The organism is Streptomyces sp. 11-1-2, assembly GCF_003595545.1.
Taxonomy (GTDB): Bacteria; Actinomycetota; Actinomycetes; order Streptomycetales; family Streptomycetaceae; genus Streptomyces; species Streptomyces hygroscopicus_B.
Window position 1 is genome coordinate 5,521,730 of record NZ_CP022545.1, and the last position, 17,785, is coordinate 5,539,514.

Annotated in this window: 14 protein-coding genes and 4 pseudogenes; 8 read left to right on the top strand and 10 right to left on the bottom strand. The window is 66.4% G+C overall.

The window, feature by feature from the left end:
* Positions 1 to 6 precede the first annotated feature (6 nt).
* From CGL27_RS51040 to CGL27_RS23145, 6 genes and pseudogenes are all read right to left on the bottom strand, one after another.
* Positions 7 to 339 (bottom strand): annotated as a pseudogene (locus CGL27_RS51040) (Rv3654c family TadE-like protein); the annotation flags it as partial.
* Positions 336 to 710: pseudogene (locus CGL27_RS23125) on the bottom strand (TadE family type IV pilus minor pilin); the annotation flags it as partial. The pseudogenes CGL27_RS23125 and CGL27_RS51040, both read right to left, overlap by 4 nt.
* 205 nt (positions 711 to 915) lie before the next feature.
* Positions 916 to 1,113: a DUF4244 domain-containing protein gene (locus tag CGL27_RS23130; RefSeq protein WP_078642255.1), complete on the bottom strand. Its 198-nt coding sequence runs from the start codon at positions 1,111 to 1,113 to the stop codon at positions 916 to 918.
* A 123-nt stretch (positions 1,114 to 1,236) separates the two neighbouring features.
* A complete protein-coding gene (locus tag CGL27_RS23135) occupies positions 1,237 to 2,055 on the bottom strand; it encodes a type II secretion system F family protein (protein ID WP_119994515.1) in 819 nt (272 codons plus the stop codon).
* Positions 2,045 to 2,971: a type II secretion system F family protein gene (locus tag CGL27_RS23140; protein WP_119989725.1), complete on the bottom strand. Its 927-nt coding sequence runs from the start codon at positions 2,969 to 2,971 to the stop codon at positions 2,045 to 2,047. Before CGL27_RS23140 ends, CGL27_RS23135 begins: the two co-directional genes overlap by 11 nt.
* Positions 2,968 to 3,279 (bottom strand): annotated as a pseudogene (locus tag CGL27_RS23145) (ATPase, T2SS/T4P/T4SS family); the annotation flags it as partial. The gene CGL27_RS23140 and the pseudogene CGL27_RS23145, both read right to left, overlap by 4 nt.
* A gap of 51 nt (positions 3,280 to 3,330) precedes the next feature.
* Between CGL27_RS23145 and CGL27_RS23150 the strand changes: the two are divergent.
* The 5 genes from CGL27_RS23150 to CGL27_RS23180 all read left to right on the top strand — a co-directional run bounded on the left by CGL27_RS23150 (position 3,331) and on the right by CGL27_RS23180 (position 8,915).
* Complete coding sequence (locus CGL27_RS23150) at positions 3,331 to 4,893, top strand: recombinase family protein (protein ID WP_162953049.1); 1,563 nt, start codon at positions 3,331 to 3,333, stop codon at positions 4,891 to 4,893.
* Positions 4,894 to 5,370: 477 nt separating this feature from the next.
* Positions 5,371 to 5,559 (top strand): hypothetical protein, encoded by a 189-nt coding sequence (locus CGL27_RS23160; RefSeq protein ID WP_119989729.1) that lies wholly within the window; start codon positions 5,371 to 5,373, stop codon positions 5,557 to 5,559.
* A gap of 1,659 nt (positions 5,560 to 7,218) precedes the next feature.
* Complete coding sequence (locus tag CGL27_RS23170; protein WP_119989733.1) at positions 7,219 to 7,470, top strand: hypothetical protein; 252 nt, start codon at positions 7,219 to 7,221, stop codon at positions 7,468 to 7,470.
* Between the two features lie 20 nt (positions 7,471 to 7,490).
* Positions 7,491 to 7,979, top strand: a complete 489-nt coding sequence (locus CGL27_RS23175) for a hypothetical protein (protein ID WP_119989735.1) — start codon at positions 7,491 to 7,493, stop codon at positions 7,977 to 7,979.
* Between the two features lie 642 nt (positions 7,980 to 8,621).
* Positions 8,622 to 8,915: a hypothetical protein gene (locus CGL27_RS23180; RefSeq protein WP_119989737.1), complete on the top strand. Its 294-nt coding sequence runs from the start codon at positions 8,622 to 8,624 to the stop codon at positions 8,913 to 8,915.
* 564 nt (positions 8,916 to 9,479) lie between these two features.
* Here the strand turns inward: CGL27_RS23180 and CGL27_RS50140 are convergent.
* The gene (locus tag CGL27_RS50140; RefSeq protein ID WP_162953050.1) at positions 9,480 to 9,806 is read right to left on the bottom strand and encodes a hypothetical protein; all 327 of its coding nucleotides are present in this window, start codon (positions 9,804 to 9,806) and stop codon (positions 9,480 to 9,482) included.
* A gap of 451 nt (positions 9,807 to 10,257) precedes the next feature.
* Between CGL27_RS50140 and CGL27_RS23190 the strand changes: the two genes are divergently transcribed.
* Together CGL27_RS23190 and CGL27_RS23205 are read left to right on the top strand one after the other, a co-directional pair.
* Positions 10,258 to 11,499: a helix-turn-helix transcriptional regulator gene (locus CGL27_RS23190; protein ID WP_119989741.1), complete on the top strand. Its 1,242-nt coding sequence runs from the start codon at positions 10,258 to 10,260 to the stop codon at positions 11,497 to 11,499.
* Positions 11,500 to 12,603: 1,104 nt separating this feature from the next.
* On the top strand, positions 12,604 to 13,107 hold the full coding sequence (locus CGL27_RS23205; RefSeq protein ID WP_119989744.1) for a hypothetical protein: 504 nt from the start codon (positions 12,604 to 12,606) through the stop codon (positions 13,105 to 13,107).
* A gap of 110 nt (positions 13,108 to 13,217) precedes the next feature.
* Here the strand turns inward: CGL27_RS23205 and CGL27_RS23210 are convergent.
* Positions 13,218 to 14,081, bottom strand: a pseudogene (locus CGL27_RS23210) (TadA family conjugal transfer-associated ATPase); the annotation flags it as partial.
* Positions 14,078 to 15,187, bottom strand: a complete 1,110-nt coding sequence (ssd, locus tag CGL27_RS23215) for a septum site-determining protein Ssd (RefSeq protein ID WP_119989746.1) — start codon at positions 15,185 to 15,187, stop codon at positions 14,078 to 14,080. The gene ssd and the pseudogene CGL27_RS23210, both read right to left, overlap by 4 nt.
* A 452-nt stretch (positions 15,188 to 15,639) precedes the next feature.
* On the opposite strand from ssd, the gene CGL27_RS23220 reads away from it, so the two are divergent.
* Positions 15,640 to 16,476 (top strand): HAD family hydrolase, encoded by an 837-nt coding sequence (locus CGL27_RS23220; protein ID WP_119989749.1) that lies wholly within the window; start codon positions 15,640 to 15,642, stop codon positions 16,474 to 16,476.
* 393 nt (positions 16,477 to 16,869) lie between these two features.
* On the opposite strand, the gene CGL27_RS23225 is transcribed toward CGL27_RS23220, so the two are convergent.
* Positions 16,870 to 17,697, bottom strand: a complete 828-nt coding sequence (locus CGL27_RS23225) for an oxidoreductase (protein ID WP_078642259.1) — start codon at positions 17,695 to 17,697, stop codon at positions 16,870 to 16,872.
* Positions 17,698 to 17,785: the final 88 nt, after the last annotated feature.

Sequence of the window (17,785 nt, forward strand, 5' to 3'; positions counted from 1 at the left end):
AGGGGTGCCCGCGGGCCCCGCCCGTGCCCTGGCCCGGAGGGTGAACGGGCCGGTGCGCACCTCCGCCGTGAGATCCGCGATCTCACCGCTCAGGGCGCATCGCACCACGCGCGCCCCCTGGGCGGAGGCCACCCGCCGGGCGAGACCGCAAGCCGTACGAGCCCCCTCCAGGCCGTGGTCCGCCGCCGCGAGCGCCGCCAGATCGGCGGCTCCGCCCGCCCGATGGCGCGCCACCATGGCCTGCCCGGCCGCCAGTACGGCCGCGAACACCGCGCACAGGGCCGTCGCGGCCAGCGCGGTCCAGACGGTGGCCGACCCCCGGTCGTCCGCCCTGCTCACGGGACCGCCTCCCGGGCCGCACCACCCGCGTCCACCCCGCCCACCGCGTCCTCGGCGAGCGCGGCCGCCTCTCCGCGCAGATTCACCGCCAGCGGACCGGGACCGACGGCATGGGTCCGGACCCGCACCCGCACCAGGTCTCCCTCCTGCCACAGCTCGACCCGCGCTCCATCGGGTGCGGCCGAGCGGGCGGCGGCCATCGCGTCCGCCCTCGGCTCCGAACGCGCCGCCGCCCTCGCCCCGGCCCTCGCCGCGTCCACGCACTGAAGCTGCGCGGCCGCGGCCATCAGCCCCCAGATCAACATCAGGGCGAACAGCGCCAGCACCGGCAGCGCGACGGCCGTCTCCGCCGTGACGAAGCCGCTGTCCCGCCCAGTGCGCTGGGTCCTTAGGACACTCCGGGGTCCTAGAACGTCTCGGGCACTCGGGACGCCGTGGGTCCTTGGGAGTCTCGGGGTCCTTGGGACGCCCTGGGCCCTCGGGACGCCCCGGAGCCTTGCGAAGCCCCGGGCCCTCGGGACTCCCCGCACGCCGCTCCTGGCGCGCGGGCGCGTCCGCTCGACCATCCCCGGCGCCTCAGAACTGCGCATCGAGCGCCCGTCCGATGACCGACTGCAGCGCACCGCTGACGGTCCCGCTGGTCACCACCTTGTAGAGCACCGCGGCGAAACCGCATGCCGCGATCGTTCCCATCGCGTACTCGGCGGTGGCCATGCCTGCCTCGGACTTCGCACGTGCCGCCGCGTACCGCCGTGCCCACCACTGCTTCACCATGTCGGCCCCCTTGCCCTGTCCGCGGTGTCACTGACCGCGGTTCGTCGTTCGTCGTGCTGTTGTCGTGCCGCTGTCGTTCGCTGGTGTGATTGGTGCTGGTGTGATTGGTGGTCTCGTCGGTGTTCAGGGGCCGTCGCCCATCAGGCCGCGGGCCAGCCCGATCATCACCGGGGCCAGGCCGACCAGCAGGAACGCGGGAAGGAAGCAGCCCGCGAGCGGTGCGTTGACCAGCACACCGGTGCGGTCGGCCCGTTTCATCGCCGCCCGCCCCTGCTCGGCCCGGCATTCCGCCGCCAGCCGGGACACCGGCTCCACCGCCGGAGCGCCCGTTGTCCCGGCGCGTTCCAAGGCGCGTGCCAGACTCTGCGCTCCGGGCAGAGCCCCGATGCGCCCCCAGGCGTGGGCCGGTTCACCTCCCAGCCGCAGCTCCGCCGCCGTCTGGGCAAGCCGCTCACCGACGGGGCCACCCAGCGAACCTCCCACCGCCTCCGCCGCCTTCCGCGGGCCCGCTCCGGCCGCCAGGCAGGCGGTCAGCAGATCGGCGGCCAGCGGAATTTGGCGCGCGGCGAGGGCCTCGATGTGCCGGTCACGACCGGAGCGCCCAGCGGTGGCCCGGCGGTACCGCTGCCACCACCAGAGGCCGCAGGCCGCGGTGAGCCCCAGCACCCACCCCGGCGGCCCTCCGACGAGGAGAACGGCGATCGTCACAACGCCGCACGGCGCGGCCCAGAGGGGCAGCGCGCCCTCAGTGGCCCCGGCGCGCCGGCGCCGCCACGGCCAGGCCCGCCTCCGCCGCGGGGCTTTCGTGCCCCGAAGCAGCGCCGCCGACCGTCGTCGGGCGCCCCGCTCCCGATGGGCCTCGACCATCGCCATCACCGTGCACAGGACCGCCGCCAAGACGGACAGCGAAATCCCCAGGCTGTGGACAACCTCAGCGCTCATCGGCCACCGGCCGCCCCGGCTCACGCGCCGCCCGCACCATCCGGCCGGTCCACACCAGGCCTGCCCACTCCAGCAGGCCGCCCACCAGCAGGCAGCTCAGCCCGGCCGGGGTGTGCAGCAGCTCATGCAATGGGTTGGAGCCCAGCAGCCCGCCCAGCACCAGCCCGACGACGGGCAGCACCGCCAGTGCGACGGCGGTGGCCTTGGCCCCCGCCAGCTTGGCGTCCAGGCTGTCCCGCTGGTCCCGCTCGGCGCGCAGCGCCGCCGCCACCCGGTCGAGCCCCGCCGCCAGCCCCGCTCCCTCGTCGACCGCCACCTGCCAGCAGGCCGCGACCCCGCTCAACCCCTCGGCGCCCGGCAGCCGGGCCACCCTCCGCAGCGCGTCCGGCACTTCACCGCCGAACCGCGCCGCGGCCGTCACCAGCCCCCAACGCTCCCTCAGGTGCCCCGGGTCCACCGCCAGCAGCGCCTCGCCGGGATGCCGCCCGGCCCGCAGCTCGCCCGCCACGGTGACACAGAGGTCGATCACCCCGGCGGCGCGCCGCACACGGTCCCGCTCGCGCCGCCGGGACCGCAGCCACCGGCCGACGACCGGCGTGGCCACCACCGCCCCGAGCAGCGGCAGAACCGACGCGCCCAGCAGCGCGATCACACATCCGACCGGCAGACACAGCAACTCACGCCCCATCCGCCCGCCGTACCCGACCCGCCAGCGCTCCCGCAGCCAGGCGGCCGTCTCGGACAGCCGCCGCACCAGGTCGGGCCCCACCGGCTCGGCGGGTCCGCCGCCCGCGAACAGCAGCCTCACCCGGCGCAGCTCCCGGTCCCGCCCGGCGAGCAGCCATACGGCCGCCCCCGCGCACAGCATCGCGGCGCACAGCGTCAGCGCACCCTGGTCCGCTCCCGCGCCCGTCATGCCGCTCCTCCGCCCCGTGCGCACAGCCGCTGGAGCCGCTGCCAGCCCGCCGCCCGTCCGAAGCCCTCCGGGCCCCAGACGGCCGCGGGGACGGTCGTGACGAAGCCCGCCCGGTCCCGGTCCAGCACATGCAGCTCGGCGATCCTGCGCCGCCCGCCGCGGTCCCGCACCAGATGGACCAGGACCGACAGCGCCGCCGCCAACTGGCTGTGCAGCGCGGCCCGGTCCAGACCCGCGGTCGAGCCGAGCGCCTCCAGCCGCGCGGGAACGTCGGCCGCCGTATTGGCGTGGACGGTGCCACAGCCGCCCGGGTGTCTCGCCTAGCACTACATAGGCGTTCGACTCACTCAGGGGAACCTGTGAGCCAGCCCACCTGTGTCATCTATGACCGCCTGTCGCGCCTCTTCGCTGAGGAAGCCCCCGACCACCGGATTGCCGCCTGTAAGGCATACGCCGAACAGCGCGGGTGGAAGGTCGTGCACGTCGCCACTGACACGAACGTCAGCGGAGCAAGCAAGCTCGAAGACCGCCCCGGAATGCGGGAAGTCCTTTCCTGGCTTCCGCGTGTTGACTACGTCGTTGCCGCGAAGCTCGACCGGTACGCGCGGAGCGTGCTGGAATTTCAGCGGCTTCTTGACGCTGCCAAATCGACTAGCACAACGATCATCACGGCTGACGGAGTTGTCAGCCCGGAGAACGCAAGCATCATCATCAACGTCCTTGCCGCATTCGCTGAATACGAGCGGGACATGATCAAGGCCCGCATCACGGACAGCAAGAAGCACTTTCGCTCAAAGGGAAACCACCTTGGCGGACTGGCCCCGTACGGCTACGCAGTCAGCGGACCGATCAACAACAAGCGATGGGTAATTGACGAGTCAGCAGCCAGCATCTTGCGTGACTGCGCTGACAAGCTCATCAATCACGGTGGCTCTCTGACTGGGCTTGCCCGGGAACTGAATGAGCGCGGAATTCTGCCCCCGGCGGACCATGCACGCCAGCGGGACGGGCGGAAGTTGCGTAACCAGCGCTGGCACTCCACAACACTGCGGGATGTGCTCTATACCCCCGCTCTTCGTGGCTGGCAGGTTCAGGCCGTACCCGGGGAGAAGCGCGGCGCTCTCACAAATCAGCCTGTGCTTGACGCTGAGGGGAAACCTGTATCGGCCGGACCGGAGATCCTGAGCGCCGAAACCTGGTCAGCAGTCCGCGCGATCATTGACGGCAAGTCGAAGGGGCGTGGCAGTGAACGAACTGGTAAGGCACTACTCCTTCACGTAGCGCTCTGCTCGGAATGCAACGGACCAATGTACCGGCAGCGCCGTGCCGTGAACGGTAAGGACTACAGCACTTACGTGTGCCGCAACGGCGTGGGCAAGCGAGGAATCCACAAGCCCAACGTCATCATTGCCCGGCACCTTGAGGAGCTGGTGACTGCCGATTACCTCAAGCGCTTTGGCAGCTTCGCGCTTATGCGCTGGGCTGAGCCTGACGGAAGCGCAGTGCTGCAACTCTCCGAAGTAACCGGCCAGATTGAGCGACTTGCCGGGAACCTTGCCCAACTGGACCCGAACGGAAGTGCGGCAAGGGTGGTAATCGGTCAGCTCACAGCACTGGAAAAGCGACAGGCTGAACTAATGGCGGAAGCCGAGCACGCCGAAGGACGCTGGGTGACCACCGACAGAACGATTACAACGGAATGGGAAGAGCGGGACGAAGAGGGGCGGCGCGGTTTGCTCGCCGATCTTGGGGCACGTCTGGTAATTCGCCCGGCCACACCCGGAGCACCGAAGAGGTTCGACCCGGAGCGAGTGAATCTGACCTATTCAGGTCCGGCCTGGTGGCAAGACATGAACCCGGCAGAAGCGGCGCTAGTCGATATTGCCAGGGAAGAGGAGTTGTCCGACCAATTTGCCGTCTGATCTGACGGAAACGAACGGGGCCGGTCAGGCCACGACTTGGCGGAAGAGACCTGACCGGCTTCCCTCTCAAGGGAAGGCACCAGCATGTCACGTGAAGACTGGGAAGCGGCGCAGGAAGCCGAAGAGGCAGCGTTCTACCGCGAGTGTGAGTGGAAGCGCATAGAGCGAACGCTCAGCGTCCTGTACGTCCGTCAGCGGCTCGAAGGGGACTCCGTCCTACTCCGGCAGCGCGTTGACCGGTTGGAGCGGCTTCAACAAGCCCTGTGCGGCTCCCCCGAGCAACTGAGCGCGTAGTCCCCACGGAAGCCCTGAGCGCCCGTCTAAGCGCCTCCTAGCCCCGTCTGGTCCCCGTGGTCCGGCGGGGCTCTTCTATGCCCTCACGGAGCCGTGTAGGTCAAACCTGACGGCCCGTCAAATATGGCCAGGCATTCGACCCCCTAGACCCATTCCGAGAGCGCAACGCGGAGGAGAGACCACATGAGCGCTGACAAGTTTTGGGCACAGATCATGTCTTGGGCCGAAGAGGAATCCCACAGGGGCCGCCTGGTGCGCGCCTTCCGGGACAACCTTGGAAACAGCGCGGAGCTACAGGCTCAGCGCATTGGCCTTCTGTCCGTCTACATGGAGCGGGAAGCGCAGAGCCGTAAAGGTCTCGCGCTCGTCTGAGGGTTGAGCCGTCCGGTTACGTGACCGGGCGGCTTTTCCTTGGCCTCATTTCGTCTCGTTTCGTCGCACCCCACATTCATTCCGTCCCCCTTCCCTCCCGCCGGATTGGGGTTCCGTCTCATTACGTCCCACGGAAGTACACATGACTACCGACCTTATGACTGCACTGCGTAACGCCGAATCGCTCGCGTGGGATGCCATAGCGAAGCCTGACAGCGATAAGGCCACGGTCGTACACCAGGCCATTGCGGCAGCGCTCCGCCTTGCTGAGACTCAGGCGGCTGGTCCCCACTGTGAAGCGCCTGCCTGTGACAACTCCATTGAGTACAGCGGGATAGGGCGTCACCCGCGCTTCTGCTCTGACCGTTGCCGGAAGGCAGCACATAGGGCCAGCCGACAGGGCTAGACAGCGCGAAGGGTTCGACAGCTAACTACTCTCTGTTAGTTGTTCCTAATCCGATATGTAATGTTCTCACTCCTCTAAACAACTCCCATATACCTAGCAACAAATGGGAGACCCGTAACCCTGCATTCGAGATAAGGAACACCCCCATGGCTGAGCGACGCTACGACTGTTTGGGCTGTGGCGCTGACCTCCCCGAAGGTGCCCGCGCTGACCGGCTGTACTGCTCTGCCCGATGCCGCATGAACGCGTACAGGGCTGCCAGAGCGCCGAAGACTGCCGAGAGGACGTGTGACCTGTGCGGAGCCCCGTTCCGGCCGCTGAGGGGCAAACAGCGGGTCTGTGCGATGCCTGAGCAGACCAGCGCCACGTGTCGGGACATGCAGGCTGAGCGGGAAAGGCAGCGAGCGGCAGTCAGGCTTGCGCTGGACGAAGAGCGCTGGGAGAAGGCTTGCGAGCACTGCGGGGAAAACACGGGTTGGGAAGGTGCTGGTCGACCACGCCGGTTCTGCTCTTCCCGCTGTAAGACCGCTTTTTATCGGGCAGCTAAGAAAGCGTAACGGTCGAATAACGAATGCCCCGAGCCGGCTCGAATCTCACGGATTTCCGCTTTCTCGCGCCTTCGACTCACTAGATACATTCTGAGGGCAGCGTTAAGCGCGCTCCACTGTTCGGGTAGGCGGCATCCTTTCCCCGGGCACCACCACATAGACCAGCCCCCGGCTAGCGCCGGTTCTCTTCACTGCGGGAATTGCCGCCTACACAGTGAGAGACAGCGCTAGCCGGGGGCTTTTTCGTGCCCGGAGGGAGTCCAATGGAGTCGATAGACACTAGGCAGGCGCTTCGCATTCTGGAAGACCATGCGATTGTGCCCGGGGATGAGCGTTCACGCGCTGAGCTGTTCGCGGCGCTGGCCGTGCTTCGCATCCTCGCGCTAGGTGGTGACCATGCCGAATCTGACTGACGTTAACGGCATACCCGAGCATGAGCGCCAGCACATCCCGCATGTCTATGACGCAATTCGCGCGCTGACTGTGGATTCTCCGGGCGCACACCTGCACCGAGACAAGCTAGGCGAAGCCGTTTGCCGCTGGCTCATTCAGCGAAACCGGCCAGTGGTGCCGAAAGGTGCTCTTAACCGCATCATGCGGCAGGCAGGCTATCCCCGCCATGGGCACCATTTCCGAAACATCCAGCTACGCCCGTAGCCACCTCCGAAATTTCGGAAGTGATCAACCAGAAAGAGGAAACGATCAGTGACTGACAACACCCCGTGGTACATGGTTGCGGACGCTACCGACACCACTTCAGAGGACAAGGGAAGCCCGGAGCGCAACCGGCAGCACATCGAATCGATTGCAGCCGGGGCCAGTGAAGAGGCTGACGCCATGGCTGCCCATCTGCGGAGCGCTGAGGCTCAGGGCGTGACGATTTCCCCTGAGCTGCGGATGTCCATGGGGTATTCCGCGAATGCCCGCAAGGCTGCCACTCAGCTAGACGCCAACTAATTCCCAGAGGAGCAACGCACATGTCTGCAATTGACGTTGAGAAGGCCCGTAAGGCTGCTGAGGCGGCTGCCCAGAGGTTGGCTGATGCTGAGGCCGCTGAGGATGCGCGACTGGCTCAGATTGCCGCTGAGCGCGCTGAGCGTGCCCGTGAGTATGACCGGGACCTTCTTTCCCGATGGACTCAGATTGCCGCTGACGCGCGTGACTCTGAGAGTGCCGGGTCTTTCGAATATGACCCCAATACGATGGGATTCCTTGAGGGGCTGATTCGATTCGCTGCGGCTCGTGAGAAGCGCCGTATCGTGGTGCAGGCGGCTCAGAATGCTGAGTCCACTCTAGAGATTCCGGTTCCGCAGCGTACGGTTCCTGTGGGGGACCGTTTCTATTCGGTGGACGTTGCCGCTGAGCTGACCAGGATTGTTGAGGGAGAGGCCAGCCGCCGGGTTGCCGAGTTCTCGGAAGCCTTTGAGGCCAAGCGTGAGCGGTTCATCAGCGGTGAGGCTGAGTAATGGCCCATGACCTACTCGACCCGGGGCCGGACTACAACAGCCAGCCTGCTTACCTGGTTTGGCCCCGGGACGCGAATGGAGTCCCGTGCTTCACGGACACACACAGTCCGGCGGACGTGGTATTTCCTCAGCCTGGTGCAGCGCCGGTAACCCGGGGCATCGTCCGTATGCGGAATACGCTGGTTGATCTGACGCACTATGACGCTGAGGGAAACCCGCTGATTCCCCCGACCATTCCTCTAGACGTACTGCGGCAGATGTGGGCCAATCACTATGGCTGACAGTCCGTACTGCGAGCTGTGCACGGAAGATGGCCTAGGCGTGGCAGCGGAAGTATCTGTCTTTCATCCGCTGACGCGTGCTCAGCTAGTCGCCCGTGGTATTCGGCCGGATTATCCGGGCTACAGGAAGTCGCTTTGCCTACGGTGCTACCGAGCGTGGAAGCGCAACGCCTGAACACATCAAGGGCCGTGTTGTTGGAATCTACCCACCAGCGGCACGGCCCTTTTTTGCTGCCCGCTCGCACTGGTCCCGACTGCAACCAGGCACCCCGAGCCGGCAAAAACCCCCAGGTTTCGTGACCTGCACTTTTCCCTGACCATCCGTTCGCTGGCGTGTGTGCTGGCGTGAAGGAGAATGCCCATGCTCGCTGATGACTGCGCCCCTTCACACGCTGAGTCGCTGGCCCAATCCCTGAGATATGCGCTCACCTATGCCGATGAATTGAGAGCCATGCTCGCTGACGGCAATGCTGATCCGGACAAGGCGGCAGACCTGGTGCAAGGCATTCGGAACATGCTGTGTACTGCGGAAGATGAGCTAGACGCACTGGACGATACGCAACAGGTCATTGATGCCGTGGCTGCCATTCAAGGGCTCAGCGATGCTGACCTATTCCGCGCGATGACTGACACCCCCACCTCCGGAAATCCGTAGGTGCCTACCCCCGGAGTACGGGTATGCCAAGGAAGCCTAGAACGCCATGCAGTCAACCGGGGTGTAGTGAGCTGACCAATGGTGGTCCATGCCCTGAGCACAAGGCGCAGCGCGAAGAGCAGAGAGGCAACGCGAGTAAGCGCGGTTATGACGTTGGCTGGCAGCGCAAGCGCAAGGCTTACCTGTATGCCAACCCATGGTGTGTGCTGTGCAGTCGACCGGCAACCGTCGCTGACCATTGGCCGTTGAGTCGGAAGCAATTGAAGGCAAGGCAAGAGCTGAATCCTGATGCACCAAAGCACTTGAGGCCACTGTGCAAGCCATGCCATGACAGCGAGACCGCGAAGAACCAGCCTGGTGGTTGGGCAGCCGAGAATGCGAAGTCTCAGCGGCCTAAGCCTGATGACGTTCCGCCGTTCTGATCTCCGCTCAGCCCTGCCCCCTCGGGGGTGACCCCCTCCCACTCCAGAGATTGACCGGCAGGGAGGCAAAAAGCTAGCGCCGCAACTGGAAGCGTTTGCGCGGTGATTCGGTAATATGCAGTTCGATGCAGTCATATTCTGATTAGCTAGCATCATCTACACCAAGATCATTCCTGAGAGCCTGGAGCAGCGCATCGTAACGTTCATTCGTCGCGTTGATCATGAAATCGACGCTCTTCTGATCGATTGGTCCGATCACGGTAGCCTTCGCCCCCATTGACTGGGCTATAAAATCCTTGTAGGCGTCTTCCGTGGCCTTTGATCCAATCAGGGAAAGCGGAGTCCACGCATTCCATATAGAATCCAAGCAAGACTTCCAGTCGAATTGCTCCAGCTCAAGTCGCTCACGGTAGATCTGTTCAGGAGTTGCAAAGGGAGGCGGCGCCCCCCAACTGCGCAGATGTTCCATCCAAGGCTGTATGTTTTCGATAAGTCTCTGAGATGCTTGGAGACGCTCCGCATGCCATTTCGGAGAAACGGCGTGATTCCAATTGTGAACTGTACTGACGCTACCGTGTATCGATCCAGCTTGAACAACGCTTCCGCCTACATCTCCAGACAGGTCATTCTCAATGTCTGAGCGCTTTTTTGCATCCTGGGGAGAGTCACCTGGTTGCACCATCTTCCGTTACACCGACCTTCACTTAGGTACCCTGGGGCTTATCTTCCTAGGCTGCCTGGTACTCAGCGAGTATGGCGGCGACTTCGGGCAACTTCTGCGTACCCCTGCAACCGGCGGAGCACGACACGGCTCCTTCCTTACCTGACGGTCCGTCATATGATCTTGCGAACTCTTGCTTGACCTATCGGTGTTGCTCAGCTATGGCCAGTGCGTACCCTTGGCCGTGAGGTGAACGCCAATGTCCACAGGTTTGGCAGACAACATCAAGAAGTACCGGCGCACCGCCGGACTGACGCAAGAGGGGTTGGCCGAAGAGGCTGATCTTTCACTCAGCACGGTCCGCAAGGCTGAGCAGGGCGGGCACGTCAGCATGGACACGCTTGCCGCCCTTGCTGCTGCGCTGGAAGTCTCCACATCAGCCTTGTTCGCCAGCGAGGCGCCTGAACCTGTTGTCGGTCCGCAGGATGAGGCGAACCGGCGCTACCTGGCTGAGCTGAGGCGCGCCCTCATGCCCCCTATTGGGCTCGCTGCGCCCTTGTCAGAGCCTGGTGAGGCTGAGGAGCCGTCGAGCATCCGGCAGCGCGTACAGGACGGCCACGCGCTCTACCAGGCTGACCGGTACACGTCCGTTGCGCAGAAGCTTCCCGACTTGCTGCGTTCCTCTGAGGCTGCTGTGTCCACCCTTGAGGGTGAAGATCAGCAACACGCGACGATCGCGCGTTCTCATGCGTTGTTGCTCACGGGGAAGTACCTGACGCAGGTTCGTCAATACGACATGGCCTATTACGCACTCGCTGAGGCAATCCGGCTTGCCCGTGAGACAGGGCAAACTCAGGTGGCGGCAACGGGAGTCGTAGGGCTGTGCTGGTTGTTGCTCCGGCAAGACCGCTTTGACGAGAGCGAGCACCTTGCAGCGCAGACGGCAGCCGAAATCGAACCGCGCATGTCTCAGGCGACACCCGCGCAGCTTGCTGTGTGGGGTGAGCTGTGGCTCAGGGTTGCCGCTGCTGCCCGGAGGAACAACCGGCAGGATGAGGCGAAGCATGGCCGACGAATGGCGGCTACCGCTGGGGGCGCACTGGAACGGGAACACACCGAATTCCCGTCGCATTGGAGTGCCTTCGGCCCTGTGACCGCTGAGGCGAAGGCGGTTGAGGACCTAGCCCTTGTCGGTGATGCGCGTGGCGTTCTGCGGCGGGCTGGCGAAGGTCCACTCAGCCCTAAGGCCGTGAAGAACTTCGGCCGCTTGAACACGAACAACTGGGGTCGTCATCGGCTCGACGTTGCCCACGCTCACGTCCTACTGGGGTCCCACCAAGACGCCATGGATGAGCTTGTCAACCTTCGTGAAACCGGTGACGTGTGGATCACTCATCAGCCCATGGCACGGCGCGTGATGGAAAACATTCTCAAGGCCCGTAAGCGAACGCTGACGGAAGAGATGCGGAGCATGGCAGCTCATCTTGGCATTGCTGGCTAGCTACTGCGGAGCGTGGTAGTTCAGCGGGCCACATTTTTGAACTACCGTTTTGCGCACGTGGATTGGTTGCCTGTCCGCTCGTACGGTCCCTTTACCCATTGACGGCAAAGGGGGCCGCACCATGCAGGGGACGGAAGGCGACCGACAGCGACGGCAGAACCTTGCCGATATTTCGACGGGGCACGTTCCCCGATTACTCCCCTGGACGACGGACGACGGCAGGCCATGCTTGCTGAGTGGGGCCGATGAGGGCGGGTACGTGACCAAGCTCGCCGATGAAATGGAAGCGGCACAACTTGGCATGGGGACGGACGTCCTTGAGCACGCTCTCAAAGTGCTCAAGGACACGAAGGCATCGCACGGAGAGCTGAGGTATGTCGGCACCCGACTGGCCGAATGCCTCAGCGACGCTCTGAGGGTCGCTGAGTCGCGCGGAATGCGGCTTCCGGTACCGGACAGCGAAGAGAGTGCCGTAAGCCCCACACCGGCCGCTGAGACGTCCGCATGAGTAGCGCCAGAAGTGGTCGCATGACCATTCGCGTGTCACGGGACAGCGGGCAGACCTTTGAGCCGACGAAGATCTACGACACTGCCACTGATGAGCTGGACCCCCTCTTGTCGGACGCGTGGCCACCTTGTGAATGCGCCCGGTGTGATCTGGCCGTAGAACAGCGGTTGCGCCGGGAAATCGAATGGCTTACCGCCGAAGGGGTGCCCCGTGCTCAAGCCGTACGTGACCGGTTGACGCAGCGATGAGGCGGGCAGCGCGCTGGCTGGCTGGCGCGTCGTTCCATCTGGCCGTTTACGTGGCGTGCTCCGCGCTCATCACGCTCACTGCCACGGGGAAAATCTGAGAGGGGGAAGGCAGTGGCGAAGGAGATCCGACTGAGCAAGCGCCCGGGACGGGTGAAGGGGGCGCAGCTCATAGAGAAGACTGGACGCGGCAAGGCGTTGCAAGACTGGGCACACACTGACCTTGTGGCCAGGATGCGAGCGAAGATCCAAGCCAAGGGTCACCAGCCCCGGTAACACACCTGACTGCCCCGTCCATGCGCATCCCCCGTTGCGCTGGGCGGGGCTCTTTGTGTCCGTAGGCTGGCCGCTATGGCAGACGTCTGGGGCACTCTGATCGGTGCGGGTGCTGTGATAGCGGGCACGGCGCTCACGGGTGGCTTCACGCTGTTGAAGGGGCGGCAGGAGAACGCTGACAAGGAGCGGGACCGACTAGAGCAGCGGCTTGCGCGTCACCGCGAGATCCGACGAGACGCCTACCTTGATCTGCTGAGCAAGGCAGAGGAGGTAGATGACCTACAGCACCAATATCTGTCCGCCGACAGTGCCTCAGTGGACGCACTACGGGAAGCCCTGTCCACGGCTTCCGGCATGCTCCATCAGAGTCTGAAGATCGTGCGCATGGAAGGCCCGGCACCGGTCGCTCAGGCTGCACAGAGGCTCACAGACAGCTACTCCGAACTCACCAGGCGCATGGGGGAAGGGGACCTGACCTTCGGGGAACTGCTGAACACGCGCCTAGAGACGCTGCGAATCCAGGATCAGTTTCTAGCTGCCGCAGCAAGAGCCCTAGACAGCGCCCCCGAGCCACGCTGAGCACGGTTGGCGCCCAGGTTCCGGCCCACTGGTGCACCTACCGGCACGTGACTAGGTCGTGTTCCGCGCACCTGAGCTAGGCCCTACTCGTGCATGTACGCTCAGACCAGGCACCCGCCCTCATGGCCGGTGTTCAAGGCCCCCAGCAGATCGGTGACCTCGGCGCCTCTCACCTCCCCGACCACCAGCCGGTCGGGGCGCATCCGCAGCGCCTGCCGCACCAGATCCCGCAGGGTGACCTGGCCTCGGCCCTCCTGGTTGGCAGGGCGGGTCTCCAGCCGGACCACATGCGGGTGGTCCGGCCGGAGCTCGGCCGAGTCCTCGGCGAGGACGATTCGGTCCTGCGGGCCGACCAGCCCCAGCAGGGTGCTCAGCAGCGTTGTCTTGCCCGAGCCGGTGCCGCCGCTGATCAGGTAGGACAGCCGGGCGTCCAGCATGGCCCGCAGCAGATGCGCGCCGCCCGGCGGCACCGTCCCGGCCGCCTCCAGCTCCGCGAGGGAGAACGCCCGGGGGCGCACGACTCGCAGCGACAGACAGGTCGAGCCGACCGCGACCGGAGGGAGCACCGCATGCAGCCGGGTCCCATCCGGCAGCCGGGCGTCCACCCACGGCCGGGCGTCATCCAGCCGCCGCCCGGCCACCGCGGCGAGCCGCTGCGCGAGCCTGCGCACGGCGGCCGCGTCCACGAAGGTGACGGCCGTGCGCTCCAGCCCCGAACCCCGGTCCACCCACACCTCATCGGGGGCGGTGACCAGGACGTCCGTGACATCGGGGGCGGCCAGCAGCGGCTCCAGGGGCCCGGTGCCGACCAGTTCCGAGCGCAGCGCCTCCACCACACCCAGTACCTCGGTGTCGCCGAGCAGCCGCCCCTCCTCACGCAGGGCCGCCGCCACCCGGGCGGGCGTGGGCTCCGCGCCGCTTCCGGCGAGCCGCAGCCGCACCGCGTCCAGCAGATCCGGCGATACGACGCTCATGCGGTGACACCTCCCTCGTCGGCGAGGGCACGCGCCCAGAACTCGGCACAGAACCGGCCGAGCGGTCCGCGGGGGCTGCCGCCCGGGGGCTCCCCGCCCTCGAACGCGTCGGCCAGACCGGGCTCCGGTGGCAGCTGACCGGCCAGGGGCAGCCCGAGCAGCCCCGCGATCTCCTCGTCGCCGAGCTCCGGCCCGCACGGGCCCCGCACCACCGCGCGCAGGTCCCGCAGCACCATGCCCACCGTGGACGCCACCCGGTGGGCGGCGGCGACCGCTCGCAGCTCCGCCGGGACGACCAGCAGCCCGAGGTCGATCTGGGCCAGGGCCTCGGCCGCCGCGTCGTCGACGCGGCGCGGCAGATCCACCACCACGACCCCGCCGCGCCGCCTGGCCGCGGCCAGCACCGCCCGCATCGCGGAGGGCGAGATGACGACCGAATCGCCACGGTCCCAGCTGAGCACCCGCAGCGAGTGCAGCTCGGGCAGCGACTCCTCCAGAGCGCTTCCGGCGACCCGCCCCCGCGACTCGGCGAAGGCGGGCCATCTCAGTCCCTGCGCGCCCTCGCCGCCGAGCAGCACATCGAGCCCGCCGCCCAGCGGATCGCCGTCGATCAGCATGGTGCGCCGACCGGAGCGGGCCGCGGTGATCGCCAGGGCGCACGCGAGGGTGGAGGCGCCCGCGCCGCCGCGGCCGCCGATGACTCCGATGGTCAGGGCCTGCCGGCCCACGCCCTCGGCGACATCGGCGATCCGGTCCACCAGCCAGGTCTCGGCATCGGGCAGGAACGCCACGTTGTCCGCGCCGAGCGCCACCGCCCGCCGCCAGATGCCGTGGTCGTCCAGATCGCGCCCGATGAGCAACACCCCTTCTCTGCGGGCCCGGTCGCACAGCCGGGCGGCCGAATCGTCGCCGACCAGAATCAGCGGTGCGGCCTCCCAACTGCCCCGGCGGGTGAGCGCGCCATGTGCCACTTCCGGTTCGGCTCCGGCCGCCGCGCACAGCCGCAGCAGATCGTCGAGAAGCTCCTCGTCCTCGGTGACGATGAGCGGTCTGCCCCGTTGTCCTTCGGCCGCCGAAGGGCGTTCCGGTGTGATGGATGCAGTCACGATCCCCTCCCATATCCGTTACGCGCTCTCACTCCCGCGAACAGCGAGTGCGAGCACCGCGGAGAATCACCGTGCTGCGATCCAGAAAATCTTGGGGATCTTGGTCCAAAACTGTGGACAACTCATCACTTGTGAATATCCCAGTCACCTAAAGCAGTGACTTCCGGAGAGCAGCCTAGCGATTACGTACGGTTACCGCTCAAGCTGTGGAGAGGCGGGGCCACACGGGCCCGAGGGAGGGGATCAAGATCTCGTGAGAACGCCGAAAACGCGTCCGGACATGCGACGACCCCCGCCGGGGGGGAGAGCGGGGGTCGTCCCCACGGCCGACTCGGGGGGGAGGAGTCGGGCCGGGTTAGCACGGTCGCGAACGATCCGTGACTTCCATGGTGTACCCGAGAGCCTTCTCAGGCAAACCCACGCGCCTGAGCTTACGCCGAATGGTGGGCCCTATGCTCGGCGTCGTGGAAAACCACTCCTTGCCCCGGACAGCCGCCTTCTTTGACCTGGACAAGACGGTCATTGCGAAGTCAAGCGCGTTCACCTTCAGCAAGTCCTTCTACCAGGGTGGTCTGATCAACCGCCGCGCTGTACTGCGTACTGCCTATGCGCAGTTCGTCTTCCTCGCCGGCGGCGCCGATCACGACCAGATGGAGCGGATGCGCGCGTACCTATCGGCGCTGTGCCGCGGATGGAATGTCCAGCAGGTGAAGGAGATCGTCGCCGAGACCTTGCACGATCTGATCGACCCCATCATCTACGACGAGGCCGCCTCGCTCATCGAGGAGCACCACATCGCCGGCCGCGATGTGGTGATCGTGAGCACCTCCGGGGCGGAGGTGGTCGAGCCGATCGGCGAGCTTCTGGGCGCGGACCGCGTGGTGGCCACCCGCATGGTCGTCGAAGACGGAGTCTTCACCGGAGAGGTGGAGTACTACGCCTATGGCCCGACGAAGGCGGAGGCGATCGCCGAGTTGGCGGAGTCGGAGGGCTACGACTTGTCACGCTGTTACGCCTACAGCGATTCGGCGACCGATCTCCCGATGCTGGAGTCGGTCGGCCACCCTCATGCGGTCAACCCGGACCGGGCGCTGCGGCGCGAGGCGGCGGCCCGCGGCTGGCCGGTGCTCTCCTTCAACCGCCCGGTCCGGCTGAAGCAGCGCAGGCCCTCGCTCTCCATGCCGCCCCGCCCGGTGCTCGCTGTGGCTGCGGCCGTAGGCGCGGCCGCAGCCACCGCCGGGCTGGTGTGGTACACCAATCGGCGCCGCGCCCTTTATGCCCGCGTTTAGGGGTAATAGCAAAGATCTGCGGTGAGGGGTTCCGCTTGGCCTCTCGCAGGAGTACAAAGGAGTCGACGGCCCGCGAGACCAGGGGTATCCGGGAGGAAACCCTCAGACGCCAAGGCCCCACGGACCGAGCACAGATGCTGAGCACCCACGCGACGTCGACCCGTCGATTACGGGCCAGCCGCACCAGGTGACGGGCATAAGTTCCCGACCTGATGGGCGAATGAGATTGCACGCATGGTAACCCGGTAGCTGTGCCAGCGGCGGTGCCCACGGGTACCGCCGCAACTCTTGTCGGGCATCAGGCCGCTCCCGCCCAGCCTCCGCTCTTGCCCAGCCCCAGACCGCCGTTCCGACCTCAGACCGCCCTTCCGGCATCGGCCCGCTCTTCCGGCGTCAGGCCGCCCCGCGCTGCAGGGCCTCGCAGACCGCCGTGGACTCCCGCACCCCGAGCTCAACCGCCCGTCCGCAGTGTGCGATCCACACCGCCATGCCCTCCGGCGTTCCGGACGCATAGCCCTCCAGCGCCGCCATGTACGGCGCGACGCCCAGCTCCGCGTACCCCACCTCGGCCGGGCAGATCGACTTCGGATCGAGGCCGCTGCCGACCAGCACGATCCGTTCGGCCGCGCGCGCCACCAGACCATTGCGGGAGACAAAGGGCCGCAGGGCGAGCAGTTCGCCATGCACCACCGCCGCCGTCACCAGCGCCGGAGCCTCGCTGCCCATGAGCAGCAGCCGAGCCAACCCATCGAGGCGCCCCGCCACCTCGTCCGCGCCCGGCAGCGGCAGATCGGACCCGATCAGCGGCTCGTCCACCGGCTCACCCGACTGCCGCGGGCGTCCGACCCCCTCGTCGCCCTCCGCCCCGCCCGCCGCGACCAGATGCAGCCGGGCCAGAACGCGCAGCGGCGACTGACGCCAGATATTCAACAACTGCCCCGCCTCGGCGGTCAGCCGCAGCGCCGCCCCCACCGTGCGTGGCTCGCCCTCGGTCCCGAAGTCGGTGCGCCGACGCACCTCTTCCAGCGCCCAGTCCGCACCGGCCAGCGCGGCGGAGCCCCGCGCCCCGCGCAACGCCGCCTCGGAGGTGACCTCATTGCTGCGGCGGCGCATCACCCGGTGTCCGTAGACCCGGTCCACCGCCTTCCGTACGGCGTTCACGGACTCGGCCACACCGGGCAGCCCGGCCAGGGCGGCGAGCGGATCAGCTGACGTACTCATGAGTACGACACTACGCACCCCACACCGGGCACCCCTCGTTGGAGTGGTGTTCTTCACGTAAATCCCGCATGGTCCACGATCACTCACC